The sequence below is a fragment of the Qipengyuania aurantiaca genome, assembly GCF_019711375.1.
Classification (GTDB): Bacteria; Pseudomonadota; Alphaproteobacteria; order Sphingomonadales; family Sphingomonadaceae; genus Qipengyuania; species Qipengyuania aurantiaca.
The window spans coordinates 1,428,380-1,446,283 of sequence record NZ_CP081295.1 but is presented as its reverse complement, the minus strand read 5'-3'; the positions used below and the strand labels follow the sequence as shown (position 1 = coordinate 1,446,283).

Here is a 17,904-nt window from a genome sequence, read left to right as displayed (position 1 = left end):
ACCGGCAGGATCACAGCGCGTCTTTGTAGAGTGCCAGCAAACGCGTCCAGGCACGTTCGGCCTGCTCGCGGTCGTAGCTGGGACTGTCGAGAACACAGAAGCCGTGATCGGCAGGATAGACGTCGATCTCGGCCGTGGTGCCTGCCGCTTCGCTCGCGTTGCGCAAGGCCGCCTTGTCGTCCGGAGCTTCGGCATCATCGTCCTGCGAGATGGCGATGAGGTAATGCGCGTCTTCGCGAAGCAGGCGGTGCGGGCTCTTTTCCTTTTCGGTGACGAGCCCCCCGCCGTGGAAGCTGGCACCGGCATGGATGTGATCGTCCGCCGAAGGTGCGATAACGGCGAAGCTGCCGGTCATGCAGTATCCCTGAACGCCGATCCCACGATCGCTGTCGACCTCGGCCTGCTCCATCAGCCAGTCCGCAGCGGCCTTGTTGTCGAGTGCGATGGTCTCGGCGTCGAACTTGCTGCGCCAGGGACGGACCGTCTGGAACCCGCCCGAAGCCGCGAAGGTCGCGAAATCCTCGAATTGCTGTCCGGACACATCGCGATAATAGGGATTCGCGAGAAGCACCGCATAGCCCGCCTCCGCCAGCCGCTGCGCCATTTGCCGCTTGGCCGGGCGAATTCCGGCGATGTCGGGCCAGAATATTACGCCGGGCTTCGGACCATCGCCTGCTGTATAGAATTCGCCGTCGAGGGTTCCGGCGCCCGTCACGAAATTGACCGCGCTCATGCTCGCCGCGGCGCTTGCCGACGCATCGGCAGTTGCCTGGTTTGGGGCACAGGCAGCAACCGTGCCTGCCAGCGCGCTTGCGCCGAAGGCACGGCGGCTGAGTTCGCCATTCGCCCAGCGGGCCAGCTGTTCCTGATTGCACATGTCGTCTCTCCCCAATTCGCGCGCGGCAGCCACAAGCGGCCCCATGGACAAGCATACGTTCGGGAGGCAGGATAGGTTTCATCGGGCGCGATTGGGGAGAGTACGATGGGTGTTCGTGGAATGGCGCTAGCAGCCGCGCTGATGCTGAGTGCTTGCGGGACTGCCGGCGAGGATCCCGAAGGCGGCATCGACGCCATGCGGCTGGTCAACGCCGACCAGGACAGCGCCAACTGGATCAGTCATGGGCGAACCTATTCCGAACAGCGCTATTCCCCGCTCGACCAGTTGAACCGCGAGACCGTGTCCGGCCTTGGCCTCACATGGTTTGCCGACATGGACACAGCGCGCGGGCAGGAGGCCACGCCGCTGGTGATGGACGGCAAGCTCTATGTCACCAGCGCCTGGAGCAAGGTCTTCGCCTTCGACGCGGCGACGGGCGAAGCGCTGTGGAGCTACGACCCTGAGGTCCCCGGCGAAACGGGGGTGAAAGCCTGCTGCGACGTGGTGAACCGCGGCCTTGCCGCGTGGGGCGACACGCTCTTCCTCGGCACGCTCGACGGACGCCTGGTCGCGCTCGACCGGGAGACGGGCGCGGTCGAATGGGAAAAAGTCACCGTCGACCAGTCGAAAAGCTACACCATAACCGGCGCGCCGCGCGTGATCGACGGCAAGGTTCTGATCGGCAACGGCGGGGCCGAATTCGGCGTGCGCGGCTATATCGCCGCCTATGACGCGGCCAGCGGCGACGAGCTCTGGCGCTTCTACACCGTGCCGGGTGACGAGGGCGAAGACGCGCCCGAATACCTCAAGGCGGCTGCCGGCACGTGGAGCGGCGATGTCCTGACGTCCGAAAGCGGTATCGGCGGCGGCGGTACGGTCTGGGATTCGATGGCCTACGATCCCGAACTCGACCTGCTTTACTTCGGCGTTGGCAATGGGTCGCCATGGAACCGCGCTTATCGCAGCCCGGGAGCCGATGGCAAAGGCGAAGGCGACAACCTCTACCTCTCCAGCATCGTCGCGATCCGCCCCGACACGGGCGAGTATGTCTGGCACTACCAGACCACGCCGGGCGAGACCTGGGACTACACCGCCACGCAGCACATCATCCTCGCCGACATGGAGATCGACGGGCGGACACGACAGGTGCTGATGCAGGCACCCAAGAACGGCTATTTCTATGTGCTCGACCGCGCGACGGGCGAGTTCCTTTCCGCCGAGCCCTACATCCCGCTCAACTGGTCGACCGGCATGAGCGAGGACGGCAGGCCGCAGATGAATCCCGAGACGCGGATCGACATCACCGGCCAGCCCGCGATCGTCATGCCCGGCCCGCTGGGCGGCCATAACTGGCACCCGATGGCGTACCATCCGGGCGAAAACCTCGTCTACATCCCGGCTTTCGAAGCGGCGATGCTCTATGCGCCCGAAGCGAACTGGAAGCCCGACCGGGCGCGCGGCTTCAACGTCGGCTTCGACCTTGGCGCAGGCGACCTGCCGCCCGATCTCGGCATCCGCCGCGAGGTGCAGGGCACGATCAAGGGCAAGCTCGTCGCATGGGACCCCGTGGCGCAAGAGCCGCGCTGGGAAATCGAACACCCCGGGCCGTGGAACGGCGGCCTGCTGGCCACCGGAGGCGGCCTCGTTTTCCAAGGCAATTCGGGCAGCGAGTTCAGCGCCTATGACGCGGCTAACGGCAGCAAGCTCTGGAGCTTCCCCGCCCAGACCGGCATCGTCGCCCCGCCCGTCACCTACACGGTCAAAGGCGAGCAATATATCGCCGTTCTGGCCGGATGGGGCGGCGCCTTCGCGCTTTCGGTCGACGGCGAGCTGATCGACAATATGCGCCCGGTGCGCAACATCAGCCGCCTGCTCGTCTTCAAGCTGGGCGGCACGGCGGGGCTGCCGGCCGAGCCCGATTTCGACCTCGCCCCGCTCGACCCGCCGCCGCTGCGTGCCAGCGCGGCCACCGTCGAACTCGGGCGGCAGAAATACGCGCGATACTGCGCAGTCTGCCATGCCCCAGGCGCGGTCGGATCGACCGAGCTGCCCGACCTGCGCCGCTCGGGCGCGCTCGAAAACCCGAGCGCATGGCTCCAGATCGTTCATGGCGGCGCGCTGAAGGACAACGGCATGGCGGGTTTCTCGCAATCGCTTTCCGAAGAAGAAATCGAAGCCATCCGCGCCTATGTCATCAAGCGCGCCAACGAGGACAAGGCAATGGAGACGGAGCGTGCCAAGACGCGGCTCTCGCAGCGCTGATCAGCTGCGGAAGACGACCGTGCGCTGGCCGTTGAGGAGAACGCGCTCTTCGAGGTGAAGGCGCACGGCTTCGGCCAGCACGCGGCTCTCGATCTCGCGTCCCTTGCGGACGAGTTCTTCCGGGCTGTCCGCATGGCTGATCGGCTCCACCGCCTGGTGGATGATCGGCCCTTCGTCGAGATCGGCGGTCACGTAATGCGCGCTCGCGCCGATCATCTTCACCCCGCGCTCGTAGGCCTGGTGATAGGGCTTGGCGCCCTTGAAGCCGGGCAGGAAGGAGTGATGGATATTGATGCACCGCCCGGCGAGAAACTCGGCCTGCTCGTCCGACAGGATCTGCATGTAACGGGCGAGGACCACGAGTTCGGCACCCGTCTCCTCGACCAGTTCGCGCACCTTCGCCTCCTGCTCCGGCTTGGTCTCTCGCGTCACGGGCAGGTGATGGAAGGGCAGGTCTGCCAGCAGCGTGTGGGTAATAGCCTCGCGCGGATGGTTGGAGACCACGGCGACCGGCTCCATCGGCATTTCCCCGATCCGCCAGCGGTAAATGAGGTCGGCAAGGCAATGGTCGAACTTCGACACCATGATCAGCACCTTGCGCGGCCGGTCGCGCTGGGCGATCTTCCCCTGCATGTCGAAGGTTTTCGCCAATTGCGAGAACGCGCGATAGATCCCCTCGACCGGTGCTTCGCCCGGATCGAATTCGACCCGCATGAAGAAGCGGTCGCTCGTGCGGTCGTTGAATTGCTGCGCTTCGAGAATGTTGCCACCCGCCTTGAACAGTAGGCCGGTCACGTTGGCCGTGATCCCCGGCTGGTCGGGGCAGGAGAGGGTCAGGACGAGCGGTTCGGCCATGGAAGCTGTGATGCGCCAAGGTAACGGCCCGATGCAAGCGCACGGCTTCTAGGGCGCAACAAAGCGGGCGTTTTTCACTCGTCGAGTTCGAAAAGGACTTCCTTCATCCCGGTCTCGCGCAGGGCGTATTCGACAATCACGCGCTCGTCCTCGGCAAGCGGCCCGTCGCAGCGCACGACCCGTGCAATGGGGTCGCGGAGCGAAAAGCCGCCTTCCTTGATGATCTGGCGGATCGCACGGACCATCGTGTCTTCAAGGTACCGCGCGTGGCCGACCACCGAACGCGCGGTCGAGAACGGGTATTCGGCGCGCTGGTCGACGAAGGTCTCGGTTGCTGCGTGCGTCACCTGGACGCGGTCGCGATAGATCGCGACATCGAGATCGAGCCGGTGGATCGCCATGCCTAGCGGCGCGTAAGCGCTTCCTCGCTCGGGGTCATCAGCTTTTCCATGATGTCCGCCACCGGCTCTTCCACCTTGAGCATGCCGACCAACTGGCCGGCCATCAGGCTGCCATTCTCGTCATCGCCATCGATCACGGCGCGGCGCAGGGCACCAGCCCAATAATGTTCGATCTGGAGCAGTGCTTCTTCCAACACGATTTCCTTGCGGTCCAGAACGCCCACAACCTCGATCTGTTTCCGGGTAAATTCCTCGGTGCCGTTGTTCTTGGGCATTCGGACCGGGGTTACGGGCAGCCACGGATCGACCTGCACGTTGGCAATCGCATGCCGAGCCGGACGCGCGCGACGCGCGAATTCGCTATGCAAGCCAGCGATTTCAGATAGCTGTCGGCGGGAAATGCCAGCTCTGCTGCCCGATTCGCTTGCCGCCTATAACCCGCATATCGGGTTGGCGCTCCTCGTCATACTGTTCGTCGGCTTCATGCTCGAACGTCTGCCCCCGGTGGTCCTCGCCGCGGTGGGCGGACTTGCCATGTACCTCCTCGGCTTCCTTTCGACCGACGAACTGCTCGGCGTCTTTTCCAACAGCGCACCGATCACCATCGCCGCCATGTTCGTGCTGTCGGGCGCGCTTTTGCGGACCGGCACGCTCGAGGAAATTTCGGGCTGGATCATCCGGCGCACCCGGCGCAAACCCCGGCTCGCAGTGGCCGAAATCGGGATCGGCACGATGGCGGCCTCAGCCTTCATGAACAACACGCCGGTGGTGCTGGTGATGATTCCGATCGTGAAGCGCCTGTCCAAGGCGCTCGGCATTGCGGCGACGAAACTTCTGATTCCGTTGTCCTACCTCACAATCCTCGGCGGCACGCTGACGCTGATCGGCACCTCGACCAACCTGCTGGTGGACGGCGTGGCGCAGGAAAAGGGCCTCGCACCTTTCGGGATGTTCGAGATCACCGGAGTAGGACTTGCGGCCGCAGCGGCCGGCCTCCTCTACCTAGTCCTCCTTGGCCCGCGATTGCTGCCCGATCGCCCTCCCCGCGCGCTCGACGAAGATGAGACCGAGAGCGATGTCTACCTCTCCCACCTCGTCGTGATGCAGACGAGCCCCTTGGTAGGCCAGGCAATCGGCAATATCGCGCTGGCCCGCAGGCCGGGTGTGCGCATTGTGGGCGTCAAACGCGGCGGAGGCATCGCGCGCAACGATATCAGCAAGCATAAGCTGGCCGCCGGCGATCAATTGGTGGTCAGCGCCAGCCCCGCCGAGCTCGCTTCGTTGGCCGAGGCCTTCGACTTTCGCACCGGCCTCACCGGGGTCGGCGGCGGCGTCGAGACGGCAGGCCCTGGCAGGCCGCGCGACCTTGCGCTGGTGGAGGCTGTCGTCTCCTCCTCGCATCCCGTGATCGGACGGCGGCTTGCGGAAATACCCATGCTGTCCAAGCTGAAAGTGCGCGTGCTCGGCCTCTCCCGCCCCCGCCATATCGCGGGGCCGGAGCTTGCCGAGGTCCGGGTCCGCGCAGGCGACCGGTTGCTGATCGCGGCCGGAACCGACGCGGCGCAGGCGCTCAATTCCAACGCCGGTCTGGGCACGGTCAGCCAGGCACCGACCAAAGCCTTCCGCCGCCGCCGGGCACCTGTGGCTATCGGCACGCTGGTGGGCGTGGTGGTTCTCGCAGCTGTCTTCAACCTCCCGATCCAGGCGCTGGCGCTGCTCGGCGCAGGCTTCGTCCTGCTGACCCGCTGTCTCGAGCCGGAAGAAGCGTGGAGCGCCATCGACGGCAACACATTGGTGCTGATCTTCGGCATGCTGGCCTTCGGTGTCGGGCTCGATAACGCCGGCACGGTCGAACTGCTGGTCGACTGGGCACAGCCCGCGTTCGCCAACGCTTCCCCGCTGCTAATGCTTTTGGCTGTCTACGCGCTGGCCAGCGTGCTGACCGAAAGCGTGACCAATAACGCGGTCGCTGTAATCCTCACGCCCATCGCCATCGGGCTGGCGCAAGTGACCGGCGCCGACCCGCGCGAGATGGTGGTGGCGGTGATGTTCGGGGCGAGCGCCAGTTTCGCGACGCCCATCGGCTACCAGACCAACACGCTGGTCTATGGCTCGGCCAATTACCGTTTCGCGGACTTCCTGAAAATCGGCCTGCCGATGAACATCGTGGTGGGTCTTGCGACCTGCGTCGCGATCGACAATTTCTTCGGCTAGTCTCCGTAAACGATCCGGACCTTGTGCGCCGCGTCGCGGGCCTTGCGGCGCGCTTCGTCGGTGTCGCCCGCCGTTGCCAGCGCCACGCCCATGCGGCGATAGGGACGGCTCGTGGGCTTGGCGAAGATGCGCAGATCCGTGCCCGGTCCGCCCAGCGCATCGGCGAGTCCTTCGTAGGACAGCTCCGCGCTGTCCCGCTCAGCCAGGATGACCGCGCTGGCTGAGGGACGTGCGCGCAGTTCGAAAGGCACGGGCAGGCCCAGCACTGCGCGCGCGTGGAGGTCGAACTCGGTCAGGTTCTGGCTGACCAGCGTCACCATGCCGGTATCGTGCGGTCGCGGCGAAAGTTCGGAGAAGATGACCTCTTCGCCCTTCACGAAAAACTCCACGCCGAAGAGGCCGTAGCCGCCGAGATCGTCGACAACTTTGCGCGCCATGTCCTGCGCCTTGGCGATAGCCGCGTCGGTCATCGCGGTCGGCTGCCAGCTTTCCTGGTAATCACCGCGTTCCTGCCGGTGGCCGATGGGCGGACAGAAGGTCACGCCGCCTGCGTGGCGCACGGTCAGCAGCGTGATCTCGTAATCGAAATCGACGAACTGCTCGACGATGACGCGCTGCCGGTCGCCGCGCATGTTGGCGCAGGCATAGTCCCACGCCTCTTCCAGTTTCGCTTCCTCGCGCACCGTGCTCTGGCCCTTGCCGCTGGAGGACATGACCGGCTTGATGACGCAGGGAAAGCCCGTGTGCTCGGCCGCCGCGCGCACTTCGTCGAGGTTCTTGGCGTAGCGGTATTTCGACGTCACCAGCCCCAGCTCGTTCGCCGCAAGGTCGCGGATCGCGTCGCGGTTCATAGTCAGCTGCGCCGCGCGTGCCGAGGGGACGACGGTGAGGCCTTCCTCTTCCAGCTCGGCAAGGACGGAGGTGCGGATCGCCTCGATCTCGGGGACGATGTAATCGGGCCGGTGCGCCTCGACCGCTTCGCGCAGCCGCTCGCCATCGAGCATGGAGAAAACTTCGCGCGTATCCGCCAACTGCATCGCCGGCGCGTCGTCATAGCTATCGCAGGCCACGACATAGGCCCCAAGCCGCTTGGCCGAGATCACGAATTCGCGCCCCAGTTCACCCGAACCCAGCAGCAGGATTTTTGCTGTGAACGCCATTTCGCCTCCTGAAATATCTGCGAAAAGCGATTGCAGACAGGACGTGGCATGCCAACCGCTTTCCGCATGTCGCAGCATGCCAATTGTGGTAAATCGCCTTGTTACCCCTTCGGAATCGCTCGAAAATGACCACTGAACCGATCCGCGACGAGGACGCGCGGCTGGCCGCCCTTCACGAATACGACGTGCTCGACACGGCGCCCGAACAGCCATTCGAGCGGATCGTCCGCCTGGTCCAGAAGCTGATCGGCGTGCCCATGGCCACCGTGACCTTTGTCGACCGCGACCGCCAGTGGTTCAAGGCGCGGCGCGGGCTCTCGCTAGCGGAAACCGAGCGGAGCGTTTCGGTCTGCGATCATACCATCCGGAACAGCGATCCGCTGGTCGTGCCGGATCTGGCCGCCGATGCGCGTTTCGCCCACCTGCCGTGTGTCACCGATACCAACCCGATCCAGGCTTACCTTGGAATACCGTTGCTCAACGAAGACGGTTACGCGCTTGGGGCGCTGTGCGCGATGGACCACTCTCCGCGCGAATTCACGCCCGAGCAAATCGACATACTCAGCGAGTTTGCGCTGCTGGTTGTCGACTGGCTCGAAATGCGGCGGATGGCGCAGACCGATTTTCTGACCGGCACCATGGCACGGCGGTCATTCCTCGCAGCGCTGGAGAAGGAAATCGCGCGCGTCGGGCGCAGCGGCAGGCCTTCCACGCTGTGCCTGTTCGACATCGACCACTTCAAGCGGATCAACGATACCTACGGCCACCCCGCCGGGGACCAGGTCCTGCGCATCGTGTCCAGCCTTTGCCAGGAGGGGCTGCGCGAAGGCGATCTTCTGGCGCGGGTAGGAGGCGAGGAGTTCGCGATCCTCATGACGGAGACATCGGCACAGGACGCCTTCGGCATCGTCGAGCGGCTGCGCAAAGCGATCAAGGCTGCGTCGATCGGCGATCCGGGACTCAAGGTCACCGCCAGTTTCGGCGTGGCGCAACACGCAGCCGAGATGGCCTATCCGGACGTCTGGCTCTCGCGCTGCGACCAGTTGCTCTATCGCGCAAAAGACGCCGGCCGAAATTGCGCGGTCATGGCCGAGGACTAGGCCGCCTCGTCAGCGGCATCGAGGCCATAGGCCGTGTGGAGCACGCGGACCGCGAGTTCGGTCTCGTCTTCGTCGATCATGACGCTGACCTTGATTTCGGACGTAGTGATGGCCTGAATATTGATCCCCCGATCGGCCAGCGCCTGGAACATGGTCGCGGCGACGCCCGCATGGCTCTTCATGCCGACGCCGACAACGCTGATCTTGGCGATCTTGCTGTCGGTGATGAGGCGGTTGTAGCCGATATCGTCGCGCTTGTCCTCAAGCAGCGCCTGCGCGCGGGCGAGGTCGGCCTGCGGGACGGTGAAGGTCACGTCGGTCTCGCCCTTGTCGCGGCCGACGTTCTGGATGATCATGTCGACATTGATGCTAGCCTTGGCGAGCGGTTCGAAGATATGCGCCACCGCGCCCGGCTTGTCGGGCACGCGGGTCAGGATCACCTTCGCTTCGTTCTTGTCATGCGCGATGCCGGTTACGTGCTGGCGTTCCACGAGGCCCTTCTCCACCAATTCGTTCATTTCTTCTTCCGACACGATCATCGTGCCCGGAAGCTCGTCTGCGGGGACAGCATCGTCGCCCACGAAACTGGAGAGGACCTGCACGCGCACGCCCTCCTTCATCGCAAGGCCCACGCTGCGGGTCTGCAGCACCTTGGCCCCTACGCTCGCCAGTTCGAGCATTTCCTCGTAGGTCACGGCCTTCAGCTTGCGCGCCTTGGCGACGATGCGCGGGTCGGTCGTGTAGACCCCGTCGACATCGGTGTAGATGTCGCAGCGGTCTGCGCCCACCGCGGCCGCCACGGCTACCGCCGAGGTGTCCGATCCTCCGCGTCCCAGTGTCGTGATACGCCCGTCGTCGGACAGGCCCTGGAAGCCGGGGATGACCGCAATCTCTCCCGCTTCCATCGAGGCGGTAAGCTCATCGCCGTCGATATCCGCAATGCGCGCCTTGGCGTGCGCTTCGATGGTGCGGACCGGGAGTTGCCAGCCGAGCCAGCTGCGCGCTTTCGCGCCCAGCGATTGCAGGGTCAGCGCAAGGAGGCCCGAAGTGACCTGCTCGCCGCTTGCCACCACCACATCATATTCGGCGGGATCGTAAAGCGCGTTCGCTTCGCGGCAGAAATTGACCAGCCGGTCGGTCTCGCCCGCCATGGCGCTGACGACGACCGCGACTTCGTTGCCGCCCGCCGCCTGCTTGCGCACGATATTGGCGACGCGGCGAATGCGTTCCGTCCCCGCCATGGAGGTGCCGCCGAATTTCATCACGATACGGGCCAAGCGGGGTAGTCTCCGTGCTGGAATGCCTGAGGCTAGGCTGCTAGCCACGCGCAATGAGCGATGCAACCACGAGCCGTCAAAGCAATACTTATACCGGCCAAACGATCCGGCCGGACGAGGCCGCGCATTTCGGCAAGCTGGCGGCGGACTGGTGGGACCCGAAGGGCTCCAGCGCCATGTTGCACAAGCTCAACCCGGTGCGCCTTTCCTTCCTGCGCGACGCCATCGACCTGCATTGGGCGGGCGATGTGCGCGATGCAAAGCCGCTCGCGGGCAAGACCGCTCTCGACGTCGGCTGCGGCGCGGGGCTGCTGTGCGAACCGCTGGCGCGTCTCGGCGCCGATGTGACCGGCGTCGACGCCGCGCCGGAAAACACCGCCGCCGCCGCGATCCATGCGGAAAGGTCGGGCCTCGACATCCGTTACATGGCGGGCGAACTGGCCGCGCAAGACATCGGCACATTCGACCTCGTCACCGCGATGGAGGTGATCGAGCACGTCGCCGACAAGCAGGCCTTCGCGAATGAACTGGCCGCGCGGCTTGCTCCCGGCGGCCTGATGGTCCTCTCCACCCCCAACCGCACCGTCCGCAGCCGTGCGCTGATGATCGGGGCGGCCGAGGGCTTCGGGCTGATCCCCAGGGGCACGCACCATTGGGACGATTTCATCACCCCCGAGGAACTGGGCGAACTGCTCGAGGCAGCGGGGCTGTCCATGGGAGAGCCGAAGGGCATCGCCTTCTCGCCGATGAAGGGGCTGCACCTCTCGGACGACCTCTCACTCAACTACATCGTCACTGCGCGAGCGCGCTGACCGCAATTGCCGGATCGTCGGTGAAGACACCGTCCAGCCCCGCAGCCTGTGCCACCAGCACGAGCGCCGCCAGATTGCCGGGCGCCGCTTCCCCATCTCCCTTGCGAAAGGCGGGCGGCAGGTAGGCGTTCTCCTTACGCAAGGTCCAGCCATGGACCTGCAACCCAGCCGCCTTCGCCGCCTCGATCACACCGGTCGAGCTGCCGTCTGCCGCCAGCAGCAAGCGCAAGTCCGCCCCAATCGCATCCGCATAGCCTGCCACTTCGGCAAGGCCGCTCGGCGTCAGCATGTCCTCATAGCGCAGCCCCGGCTCGTCCGCCGGACCGTCTCCGGGCTTGGCGAGCAGGACCAGCCGTACATCGACCAGCCGGTCGAGCCGCTTGAGCGGAGCGACCTCGAAGCTCTGCACGAAGATCGTGTCTTCCGCGTCATCGAGATCCGCCTCGCGCAGCGCGGTGACGAGCAGGTCGACGCTGTCGATGCCCGCATCCTGCAGCAGGAACGTCGGATGCTTGAGTTCGGGGTAAAGGCCGATGGTCCGGCCCGTCTCCGCCTGCTTGGCGCGCACCAGTCGCACGATCTCGGCAAAGGTCGGGATGGCGTAGAGCCCGTCGAAGCGCGCGTTGGCCGGGCGCAAGCCGGGCAGGCGCTCCGTCGCGCGCAGGGTCCGCAGTTCGGCGAGGGTGAAGTCCTCCGCGAACCAGCCGTTCGTCAGCCGCCCGTCGATGGCCTTGGACCGCCGGCGGTCGGCGAACTCTTCGCGCCCCGCGACATCGGTCGTATCGGAAAGCTCGTTCTCGTGCCGCGCCACCAACACGAGGTCTTTCGTGACCACGAGGTCGGGCTCGATATAGTCCGCGCCCTGATCGATCGCGCGCTCATAGGCGGCCAGTGTATGCTCGGGCCGCTCTCCGCTCGCGCCGCGATGGGCGATGACGAGCATGCCCTCGGCCTGCGCCGCGACGCCGGTAAACAGCACGCCAACCACGAACAGCAGGCGAATCGTAACCAGCATGGCTAGAATCGGGCGGGTTATGATCAAGAAACTCCTCCTCGGCTCGCTCGTCGTCGTAGGCGTAATCTACGGCGCAGGCCATGACTTCAGCTCACTCAAGCGACAGATCAACAGCGCTTCGAACGAGAACGCCCGCCACATCACGGTCAGGGACCACAAGGGCTGGGGCGACCAGAGCGGTTACTGAAGCGCCGCGCTCCACTCCGCTTCTCCGAACCCCACCAGCAGGCCGCCCGCGTGTTCGACCACCGGGCGCTTGATCATGCTGGGGTGCTCCACCATCAGCGCGATCGCTTTTTCGCGATCGATGCCCTCCTTGTCGGCATCGGGCAGCTTGCGGAACGTGGTCCCGCGCTTGTTGAGCAGCGCCCCCCACCCCACGGCATCGCACCATTGCGCCAGCCGCCCGGCATCGGCGCCTTCCTTCTTGTAGTCGTGGAAAGCGTAGTCGATCCCCTGTGCGTCAAGCCAGCGACGCGCCTTCTTGACGGTGTCGCAATTGGGAATGCCATAGAACTGGATGGTCACAGACCCTCTCCTACAGGATGGAGCGCATGGAGCACGGTCCTGCGCAAAAGAGCACCGGTTGCGAAAAATCGCGCGGATACGGGGGTAAAGGCGGGTTCGAGCGTGTTCATGCCCCGGACCTAGCGCGAGGCCGGCGTGTAGGACAGGTGCGCCGAGGCAATCGCCACGGCGAGCGCGTCGGCGGCATCCGCGCCTGCAATTTTCACGCCCGGCAGCAGCACATTGAGCATGGCCTGCACCTGGCTCTTGTCCGCGCCGCCCGTGCCCACGACCGCCTTCTTCACCAGTCGCGCGGCGTGTTCGGATACTTCGAGCCCCGCGCCCCCGCACGCCGCCAGTACCGCGCCGCGCGCCTGCGCCAGCTTGAGGGTCGATTGCGGGTTCTTGTTGACGAAGACTTCTTCCGCCGCCGCACGATTTGGCCGGTATTCGGCGATCACCGCTTCCAAAGCGGTCTGCAAATGCGACAGGCGGCGCGCCATCGGCGCCTTGGGATCGGTCGGCACCTGCCCGTTGGCGATATGCGCAATGCGCGAGCCTTCCGCACGGATCACGCCCCAGCCGGTGCAGCTGAGTGACGGGTCGAGGCCGAGGATGATCACGCGAGCGCTGTCACAGGCGCAGGCCGAACCGCGGCCCGAAATGCACCATGCCGAGATAGAGGAGCACGGTGAGGACGCAGCCCGCCGCCAGGGAAAGCCAGAAGCTCACGCCTATGCGCAGGAGCACCGGGATCAGCAGGAACATGGGCAGGCTCGGCAGGACGAACCAGAAGGTCGCCTGCGAATGGTGCGCCATGTTCTCGATATCGGGCCGGGCGTGCCACAGGAAAATCATGCCGAGGATCGAGACCAGCGGCAGCGATGCGATCAACGCAGCCGCCGCCGGCATCCGCCGCCCGACCTCGGCAATCGCCGCGATCATGACACCGGCCGGCAGTGCCTTCGCGGCGAAGGACCAGATCAGCCCAGCTTCTCCATCACATCGTCGGAAATTTCGTAATTGCCCCAGACGGTCTGGACGTCGTCATCGTCTTCCAGCGCGTCGATCAGCTTGATCAGCGTGCCGGCGCCCTTCTCGTCCATTTCCACGGTGAGGTTGGGCTTCCACGCGAGCTTGACGTTCTCCGCCTCGCCCAGCGATTTTTCGAGATCGCCCGCGACCTGGTGAAGATCGTCGGCCGCGGTCCAGATCGTGTGGCCGTCCTCGCTGCTCTCGATATCTTCCGCGCCCGCTTCCATCGCGGCTTCGAGGACCTTGTCCTCATCGCCTGCGCTGGCCGGATATTCGATCAGGCCGAGACGCTCGAAGCCGTGCTGCACGCTGCCTTCGGTTCCGAGGTTGCCGCCGTTCTTGCTGAAGGCCGTACGGATCGAGGTCGCGGTGCGGTTGCGGTTGTCGGTCAGCGCTTCGACGATGATCGCGCTGCCGCCGGGGCCATAGCCTTCGTAGCGCACTTCCTCGTAATTTTCGCCGTCGGTGGCCGAGGCCTTGTCGATCGCGCGCTGGATGTTGTCCTTGGGCATCGACTGGCTCTTCGCCGCGTTGACGGCCAGGCGCAGGCGCGGGTTCATGTCCGGATCGGGCATGCCCATCTTCGCCGCCACGGTAATCTCGCGGCTCAGTTTGGAAAAGAGGTTGGAGCGCTTCTTATCCTGCGCACCCTTGCGGTGCATGATGTTCTTGAACTTGGAATGGCCTGCCATGGGTCTCGCTTGCCGCTTGTCAGTTGGAATGGATTGCCGCTGCCCTTAGCCGCTTCGCCCCTGCCCGCACAAGCCTTGGCGGCGGTGCATCATATGTGAATCCGTGCATTCAAAGCGGGTTCATGGCCAAAGCTGTAAACCCATGATCATTCGCTGGCAGAATGCCCTGGGGAAATGGCACGCGGCGACAAAACTCGAATTATCGTGTAACAGTGTTTCCGCAAGCCATGCGGCGCCGGTTGCACGATGTGAAAGGACCCGAGCTATGACTACCCGTACCAAGGGTTGGGGGCGCACTCTCAAGCTGGCCTCCGTTCCGATGATCCTGGCAGGCCTCGCTGCCTGCGCCACGCCGTTCAACGCGGATGTATCGCGCTACCAGACGCAGCTGCCTGCGCCCGAGGGCGAGAGCTTCTACGTCGTCGCCGAAGACCCGAGCCTCGCCGGCGGTCTCGAATTCTCGCAATACGCCGACCATGTCGAGCAGCAGATGGCCCGCCTCGGCTATGTCCAGGCCCCGTCGGCCGACGATGCGACGCTGCTGGTCCGCTTCGACTACGGTGTCGACAACGGCCGCGAGCGTGTTCGCACCACCGGCTTCCACGACCCGTTCTATTCGCCCTGGCGCGGCTATTACGGCAATTTCGGCTACCACCGTTCGCCCTTCTATCGCCCGGCCTTCTACCGCACGCGCGATGGGCGACTGGTGCGCACCCGCTACCGTTCGAGCGCATGGGGCTACGGCTTCTACGACCCGTGGTTCGGCGGCCCCGAAGTGCGCAGCTACACCGTATTCACCAGCGGCATCGAGATGAAGATCGACCGCGCGGCCACCGGCGAGCGGCTGTTCGAGGGCAAGGCGCAGGCGCTCTCGCGCTCCAACCGCCTGCAGTATCTCGTGCCGAACCTGGTCGAAGCCATGTTCACCGATTTCCCGGGCAATTCGGGCGAGACGGTGCGCATCTCGGTCAAGCCGGAAGACGAGAACACGGTGCGCCGGATCGACTGATCGCGGACCACTAAGATCGCTCCCCCGGACGGGAGTTACCGAGAAGGGCGGCCATGGATCGGGCCGCCCTTTTTCATGTCCGGCGCGCGTGGTATCTAAGGTTTGATTTTAAGGAGATAGCGCCATGACAGTCCAAGCCGCCCCCGCTGCCAACCGTGTGCGGGCCATCTATTGGGCCCTTGCGGCGCTCGTCCTGCTGCTGCCCGCCATCGCGATGAACCTGAGCGCCGAGGTGGCTTGGGGACCGGGCGATTTCGCGCTGATGGCCGCGCTGCTCGGAATGGTCGGCCTCGGGATCGAGCTGGCCTTGCGCGCCGCGCTCACATTCAAGCTACGCGCCCTCGCCATCGCGGCGATGGTCGGAATGTTCCTGCTGGTCTGGGCCGAACTCGCCGTGGGGCTGTTCGATTAGAGACGCCGCTCAGGCCAATTCCGCGTGGCCGCCGGTGGAACCGAAGCCGCCCTCGCCGCGGGTCGTTTCGTCGAGTTCGTCGACTTCTTCGAAGGCCGCCTGCGTAACCGGCGCCAGCACCAACTGCGCTATGCGGTCGCCGCGGGCGATGGCGAAATCGTCGGCGCTGTGGTTGATCAGGATGATTTTCAATTCGCCGCGATAGTCGCTGTCGATCGTGCCCGGCGTGTTGGGCACGGTGATGCCGTGCTTCAATGCAAGGCCCGAGCGCGGGCGGACCTGGATTTCGTAGCCATGCGGGATGGCCATGGCGAGGCCGGTGGCAACAGCATGGCGCTGGCCCGGCTTCAAGGTCACGCTTTCGGCGGAAAGGACATCCATTCCGGCCGCACCTTGCGTCGCATAGGCAGGCAGGTCGAGCCCGTGGCCATGCGGCAGGCGCTTGATCTGAACCCCGACAGGCGACGCTGCACTAGCCACGCGGGTCTTCCTCCGGTTCGGCGAGCGCTTCGGCGGCGCGGCGGACGAGCTCGCGGGCGACCTCTTCCTTGGGCATTTCGGCGAGGCTTTCGACTCCGCCCGAGGTGACGATATGGACCTGGTTGAGGTCCCCGCCCATCACGCTCTCGCCTTCGGCACCGGCGACGTTGTTCGCGATGATCCAGTCGGCGCCCTTGCGCTTGCGCTTGGACTTGGCGTTCTCGACCACGTTCTCGGTCTCGGCGGCAAAGCCGATGAGGAGGTGCGGACGCTTGCGCCCGGCCGCCACGGCGGCAAGGATATCGGGGTTCTCGGCGAGGATGAGGGCCGGCGGGGCGGAGCCACGCTTCTTCATCTTCTCGGCGGCGACATGGCGGCTCTTCCAGTCGGCCACGGCGGCGACCATGAAGGCGGCATCGGCGGGCAGCGCGTTGCGCACTTCCTCGGCCATGTCCTCGGCGGTTTCGACATCGATACGATCGACACCGACCGGCGTCGGCAAATGGACCGGACCGGAGATCAGCGTGACGCGGGCACCGGCGGCGGCGGCCATGGCGGCAATCGCGAAGCCCTGCTTCCCGCTCGAACGGTTGGCAATGTAGCGCACCGGGTCGATCGGCTCGCGCGTCGGCCCTGCGGTGACGAGCACGTGCTTGCCGTAAAGCGGGCGGTGTTCGGGATTTTCGTCGAAGATCGCCTGCCCGTGCAGCGGGTCGGCGGCGAACGCCTGTTCCGGCTCGAGAGCTTCCACCTCTTCGGGCAGCGGCTGCGCCTTGGCGCGCGTGTCTTTCTTGCCGACCTGGTCGTTGATCGCTTCGGCATCGGTCGGCGGAGCGGCCGCCGCGCCGCCCTTCTTGGCGAGCAGCGGGCTGTTCATGTCGACTTCGAACGTGCCGTCGTCGCCAGCGTCCTCGTCAAAGTCGATTTCGGCGTCGTCGAAGTCGGATTCGTCGAAATCCTCTTCGATTTCTTCCTGGCTCCGCTTGGCCGTGGAGCGCGGGATGATCGCGTTCAGCAGGCTGCCGAGGCCGGAACCGGAGGAAAGATCCTCTTCCTCGCCGTCCTCGTCTTCGAGATCCTCTTCCTCGAGCACCTGCACATCCTCGTCGGCGGCCTTCTTGGCGACCGGCGGGGCGAGCTGCGGCGCGGGCGCAGCCAGTTCGGGAAGGTCAATATCGAGATCGAGAGTCTCGGCAATCTTCTGCAGGATGGCGGCAGGTTCGGGCAGGCGGCCGGGGCCGAATTCGCCGCACGCCATCGCGCCTTCGTCGGGGTCCATCACGGTGACACCGGCCTGGCGCAGCCAGTCGGCGTTGCGCTGGGTGGCCGAATGCTCCCACATGCGCACGTTCATGGCGGGCACGGTGACGACCGGCTTGTCGGTCGCGAGGATCAGCGTGGTGGCGAGATCGTCGGCAATCCCGGCGGCCATCTTGGCGAGGATATCCGCCGTCGCGGGGCACACGACCACGAGGTCGGCCTGCCGCGAGAGCTGGATATGGCCCATCTCGACCTCGTCCTTGAGATCGAAAAGCGAGGTGTAGACCTTGTTCTCCGAAAGCGCGGCCAGCGCCATCGGCGTGACGAACTGCTGCCCGCCTTCGGTCAGCACGCAGGTCACGTCGCCGCCCGCCTTCTTGATCAGGCGCACGAGCTCGCAGCTCTTGTAGGCGGCGATACCGCCCCCGATCACGAGCAGGATCTTCGGCCCGCTCACGAAGGCGTCTCCGTCGTTTCCACTGTGCGCAGCGCCTGCTGCGCGGACCGGCTGGTGAATTCCCATTGCGTCATCGATG

The 17,904-nt window shown here is 65.3% G+C and carries 19 protein-coding genes and 1 pseudogene; 7 read left to right on the top strand and 13 right to left on the bottom strand.

The features are described 5' to 3' along the window. Nucleotides 1-10: 10 nt before the first annotated feature. Entirely contained in the window at nucleotides 11-877 is an 867-nt protein-coding gene (locus tag K3148_RS07065) for a dienelactone hydrolase family protein (RefSeq protein ID WP_221424167.1), read from the bottom strand. 120 nt (nucleotides 878-997) lie between these two features. Here K3148_RS07065 and K3148_RS07060 point away from each other — a divergent pair, with 120 nt between their 5' ends. After that, nucleotides 998-3,139 carry a PQQ-dependent dehydrogenase, methanol/ethanol family gene (locus tag K3148_RS07060; RefSeq protein ID WP_221424166.1) on the top strand — a complete coding sequence of 714 codons (2,142 nt, stop codon included), beginning with the start codon at nucleotides 998-1,000 and terminating at the stop codon, nucleotides 3,137-3,139. Here K3148_RS07060 and purU read toward each other — a convergent pair whose 3' ends face one another. The 3 genes and pseudogenes from purU to K3148_RS07045 all read right to left on the bottom strand — a co-directional run. Beyond that, a complete protein-coding gene (gene purU, locus K3148_RS07055; RefSeq protein ID WP_221424165.1) occupies nucleotides 3,140-3,994 on the bottom strand; it encodes a formyltetrahydrofolate deformylase in 855 nt (284 codons plus the stop codon). It abuts the gene before it with no gap. A 74-nt stretch (nucleotides 3,995-4,068) separates the two neighbouring features. Next, nucleotides 4,069-4,395 (bottom strand): hypothetical protein, encoded by a 327-nt coding sequence (locus K3148_RS07050; RefSeq protein ID WP_221424164.1) that lies wholly within the window; start codon nucleotides 4,393-4,395, stop codon nucleotides 4,069-4,071. A 2-nt stretch (nucleotides 4,396-4,397) separates the two neighbouring features. Continuing rightward, a pseudogene (locus K3148_RS07045) lies at nucleotides 4,398-4,730 on the bottom strand (2-nitropropane dioxygenase); the annotation flags it as partial. A gap of 64 nt (nucleotides 4,731-4,794) precedes the next feature. Between K3148_RS07045 and K3148_RS07040 the strand changes: the two are divergent. Continuing rightward, nucleotides 4,795-6,609: an SLC13 family permease gene (locus tag K3148_RS07040; RefSeq protein WP_221424163.1), complete on the top strand. Its 1,815-nt coding sequence runs from the start codon at nucleotides 4,795-4,797 to the stop codon at nucleotides 6,607-6,609. Here K3148_RS07040 and purT read toward each other — a convergent pair. After that, nucleotides 6,606-7,769 (bottom strand): formate-dependent phosphoribosylglycinamide formyltransferase, encoded by a 1,164-nt coding sequence (purT, locus tag K3148_RS07035; protein ID WP_221424162.1) that lies wholly within the window; start codon nucleotides 7,767-7,769, stop codon nucleotides 6,606-6,608. The two genes, K3148_RS07040 and purT, sit on opposite strands and share 4 nt — an antisense overlap. 125 nt (nucleotides 7,770-7,894) lie before the next feature. On the opposite strand from purT, the gene K3148_RS07030 reads away from it, so the two are divergent. Then, nucleotides 7,895-8,869 carry a sensor domain-containing diguanylate cyclase gene (locus K3148_RS07030; RefSeq protein ID WP_221424161.1) on the top strand — a complete coding sequence of 325 codons (975 nt, stop codon included), beginning with the start codon at nucleotides 7,895-7,897 and terminating at the stop codon, nucleotides 8,867-8,869. Here K3148_RS07030 and K3148_RS07025 read toward each other — a convergent pair. Further along, nucleotides 8,866-10,146 (bottom strand): aspartate kinase, encoded by a 1,281-nt coding sequence (locus K3148_RS07025; RefSeq protein WP_425594626.1) that lies wholly within the window; start codon nucleotides 10,144-10,146, stop codon nucleotides 8,866-8,868. The two genes, K3148_RS07030 and K3148_RS07025, sit on opposite strands and share 4 nt — an antisense overlap. Before the next feature lie 53 nt (nucleotides 10,147-10,199). Between K3148_RS07025 and ubiG the strand changes: the two genes are divergently transcribed. Continuing rightward, the gene (gene ubiG / locus K3148_RS07020) at nucleotides 10,200-10,958 is read left to right on the top strand and encodes a bifunctional 2-polyprenyl-6-hydroxyphenol methylase/3-demethylubiquinol 3-O-methyltransferase UbiG (protein ID WP_221424160.1); all 759 of its coding nucleotides are present in this window, start codon (nucleotides 10,200-10,202) and stop codon (nucleotides 10,956-10,958) included. Here the strand turns inward: ubiG and K3148_RS07015 are convergent. After that, complete coding sequence (locus tag K3148_RS07015; RefSeq protein ID WP_221424159.1) at nucleotides 10,939-11,973, bottom strand: glycerophosphodiester phosphodiesterase family protein; 1,035 nt, start codon at nucleotides 11,971-11,973, stop codon at nucleotides 10,939-10,941. The genes ubiG and K3148_RS07015 overlap by 20 nt on opposite strands. Nucleotides 11,974-11,992: 19 nt before the next feature. Between K3148_RS07015 and K3148_RS07010 the strand changes: the two genes are divergently transcribed. Then, nucleotides 11,993-12,160, top strand: a complete 168-nt coding sequence (locus tag K3148_RS07010) for a hypothetical protein (protein WP_221424158.1) — start codon at nucleotides 11,993-11,995, stop codon at nucleotides 12,158-12,160. On the opposite strand, the gene K3148_RS07005 is transcribed toward K3148_RS07010, so the two are convergent. From K3148_RS07005 to K3148_RS06990, 4 genes are all read right to left on the bottom strand, one after another. Continuing rightward, on the bottom strand, nucleotides 12,154-12,501 hold the full coding sequence (locus tag K3148_RS07005) for an ArsC family reductase (protein ID WP_221424157.1): 348 nt from the start codon (nucleotides 12,499-12,501) through the stop codon (nucleotides 12,154-12,156). The genes K3148_RS07010 and K3148_RS07005 overlap by 7 nt on opposite strands. A 119-nt stretch (nucleotides 12,502-12,620) precedes the next feature. Then, the gene (gene ruvC, locus K3148_RS07000) at nucleotides 12,621-13,103 is read right to left on the bottom strand and encodes a crossover junction endodeoxyribonuclease RuvC (RefSeq protein ID WP_221424156.1); all 483 of its coding nucleotides are present in this window, start codon (nucleotides 13,101-13,103) and stop codon (nucleotides 12,621-12,623) included. Nucleotides 13,104-13,113: 10 nt separating this feature from the next. Then, entirely contained in the window at nucleotides 13,114-13,464 is a 351-nt protein-coding gene (locus K3148_RS06995) for a DUF3147 family protein (protein ID WP_221426647.1), read from the bottom strand. Continuing rightward, nucleotides 13,464-14,207, bottom strand: a complete 744-nt coding sequence (locus K3148_RS06990; RefSeq protein ID WP_221424155.1) for a YebC/PmpR family DNA-binding transcriptional regulator — start codon at nucleotides 14,205-14,207, stop codon at nucleotides 13,464-13,466. The genes K3148_RS06995 and K3148_RS06990 overlap by 1 nt, the downstream gene beginning before the upstream one ends. 265 nt (nucleotides 14,208-14,472) lie before the next feature. On the opposite strand from K3148_RS06990, the gene K3148_RS06985 reads away from it, so the two are divergent. Together K3148_RS06985 and K3148_RS06980 are read left to right on the top strand one after the other, a co-directional pair. Further along, nucleotides 14,473-15,216, top strand: a complete 744-nt coding sequence (locus K3148_RS06985) for a DUF4136 domain-containing protein (RefSeq protein ID WP_247711506.1) — start codon at nucleotides 14,473-14,475, stop codon at nucleotides 15,214-15,216. 124 nt (nucleotides 15,217-15,340) lie between these two features. Continuing rightward, on the top strand, nucleotides 15,341-15,628 hold the full coding sequence (locus K3148_RS06980; RefSeq protein ID WP_221424154.1) for a hypothetical protein: 288 nt from the start codon (nucleotides 15,341-15,343) through the stop codon (nucleotides 15,626-15,628). A 9-nt stretch (nucleotides 15,629-15,637) separates the two neighbouring features. Here the strand turns inward: K3148_RS06980 and dut are convergent, their stop codons facing one another. Further along, a complete protein-coding gene (gene dut, locus K3148_RS06975) occupies nucleotides 15,638-16,108 on the bottom strand; it encodes a dUTP diphosphatase (RefSeq protein WP_221424153.1) in 471 nt (156 codons plus the stop codon). Further along, on the bottom strand, nucleotides 16,101-17,891 hold the full coding sequence (locus K3148_RS06970) for a bifunctional phosphopantothenoylcysteine decarboxylase/phosphopantothenate synthase (protein ID WP_345719518.1): 1,791 nt from the start codon (nucleotides 17,889-17,891) through the stop codon (nucleotides 16,101-16,103). Before K3148_RS06970 ends, dut begins: the two co-directional genes overlap by 8 nt. Between the last annotated feature and the right edge of the window lie 13 nt (nucleotides 17,892-17,904).